The organism is Bradyrhizobium sp. GW821-FHT12B03 (assembly GCF_058807535.1).
In genome coordinates this window covers 1-2,093 of sequence record NZ_JBXAQU010000047.1, presented here as the reverse complement: position 1 = coordinate 2,093, position 2,093 = coordinate 1, and the positions used below count along the sequence as shown (strand labels likewise).

At 59.4% G+C, this 2,093-nt stretch carries 1 protein-coding gene; it reads right to left on the bottom strand.

Features of this window, described 5'->3' with window-relative positions; translation table 11 throughout:
• Positions 1–165 precede the first annotated feature (165 nt).
• Complete coding sequence (locus AC1RUR_RS38280; RefSeq protein ID WP_492853328.1) at positions 166–1,743, bottom strand: hypothetical protein; 1,578 nt, start codon at positions 1,741–1,743, stop codon at positions 166–168.
• Positions 1,744–2,093 lie beyond the last annotated feature (350 nt).

The following is a 2,093-nucleotide window of genomic DNA, read 5'->3' as shown; positions in this document are numbered from 1 at the left end:
AACCCAGCCGCTAGGCCGCTTCGGAGCTGGCGCCAATACATCGGACTACTGCAGCCTTTTTCAACGAAATCGGCCAACAGGCGACGTCGCGCAGCACAGCCAAGTCAACGCAAACAGACATCCCCGGTAGTGCGGCTCTCAGCCCGCGAGTGAGCCCGTTCGGTTTCAGGCGAACAAGAAGTCGTATGCCGTGAGCGAACCGCCAAAGTTGTGGAGAGTCACCTGATCCGCTCCTGCGGTAATGAGGGTGTCAGTACCAGTGTGGACGATGACAAGATCATTGAATGAGTGCACGCCCGCCACGTTGCTGAACTCGATCCGATCATGCTGACTTTGGCTGAAGTCTTCAATGGTGTTCTGGGTCCCGACTGTCATCAGGCCGTCGTCCTTGAACACGAACAGATCTTTGCCGCCCTGAGCGCAGCCAAGCAATGCCCCGTCGCCCCACAAGACATTGCTGGTCGTCCCGCCCGGTGCTGCAGTTCCGGCAAACAAGGTATCGTCGCCGCCTTTGGCAAAGCCGGACAGGGACTTCGCATCACCGAAGAGAATGTTGGTCGTCGAAGCGACGCCGAAGCTGCTGCCTCCCATGAAGGTATCGTTGCCACCTCGAGCGTGGCCGGACATGTTGCCGCCCGCATCGCCATAGAAAGTGGTTGTTGAGCCAATAAAGGAACTGTCGCCGCCCGCGAAGGTGTCGTTGCCGCCCCGAGCATCGCCGGACATGTCGCCGCCCGCATCGCCATAGAAAGTGTTGATCGAGTCGTTACCTCCGCTGAAAATGTCGTTGCCGCCCAGAGCATGGCCGGACATGTTGCCGCCCGCATCGCCATAGAACGCTTGAAGGGAGAGGGCGCCGCCCGTGAAAGTGTCGTTGCCGCCCCGAGCATGACCGGACATGTTGCTGCCCGCATCGCCATAGAAAATGTTGGTAGCCTTGCTGGCGCCCGTGAAGGCATCATCGCCGCCCTGAGCGTGGCCGGACATGTTGCCCCCTGCATCACCATAGAAAGTGTTAGAGGAGGGAACTGGGAAGCTGGTGCTGCCCGTGAAGGTATCGTTGCCGCCCCGAGCATCGCCGGACATGTCGCCGCCCGCATCGCCATAGAACGTGTTGAATGAAAAGGAGCCGCCCGTGAAGGTATCGTTGCCGCCCCGAGCGTGGCCGGACATGTTGCCGCCCGCATCGCCATAAGCAGTGTTGGAGGTGAAGGAGCCGCCCGTGAAGGTATCGTTGCCGCCCCGAGCATCGCCAGACATGTTGCCGCCCGCATCACCATAAAAAGTGTTGGAGCCGCCGCCGCTGCCGCCCGTGAAGAAATCGTCGCCGCCCTGAGCATGACCGGACATGTTGCCGCCCGCATCGCCAAAGAAGTTGTTGGTAGAGGGGGTAGCTCCGCTGAAAATGTCGCTGCCGCCCTTACTGTGGCCGGACATATCACCGCCCGCGTCACCGTAAGCAGTGTTGCTCTGGGAAGCGAACGTAAAGGTATCATCGCCGCCACGAGCAAAATCGAACATGCCGCCGGCCGCATCACCGTAGAAGGCGTATTGGATGAAGGCGTCCCCCGCAGCCGAGGGCGGCGCCGTGAAGGTGTCGTTGCCGCCCCTTGAAAAATCGAACATGCTGCCGCCAGCATCCCCGATCAAAATAGTTCTGGTTGGGTCTCCTGCGAGGATGTCATCGGTGCCCCATTGATGATGGATTAGATTACCAGGGGTAAATGGAATGCGCTTGAACATGGCAGTTCCTCCGCAATCAAATCACAACCTTCTAATAAGAAGTCGCTGCATACTCTCGGATCGGACCCGGGCCTTTGATAAAGGTCAATTCGAGCTTTGGCACAGACACCAGCGAGGGCACAAACCCCGGTCGGCCGCCAAGCGAAGACGGCCTGACTGATTAGTCAGGGGCTCTGTCCTACGCTTTCTGAGGCAGCGAAGCGGGTTGGCATCTCCAGAAGCATTTTGGCTGGTTCCCGGCGGGGAAGCTTGCAGTTTCCGTTGGTCTGCAAAGGGTCTTGGCTGTGTAAAAACGCCCTTCCCAGGTAAGTCGGAGAGAAGCCAGGAACCGGGCCTGTCTCAGGCCGCGA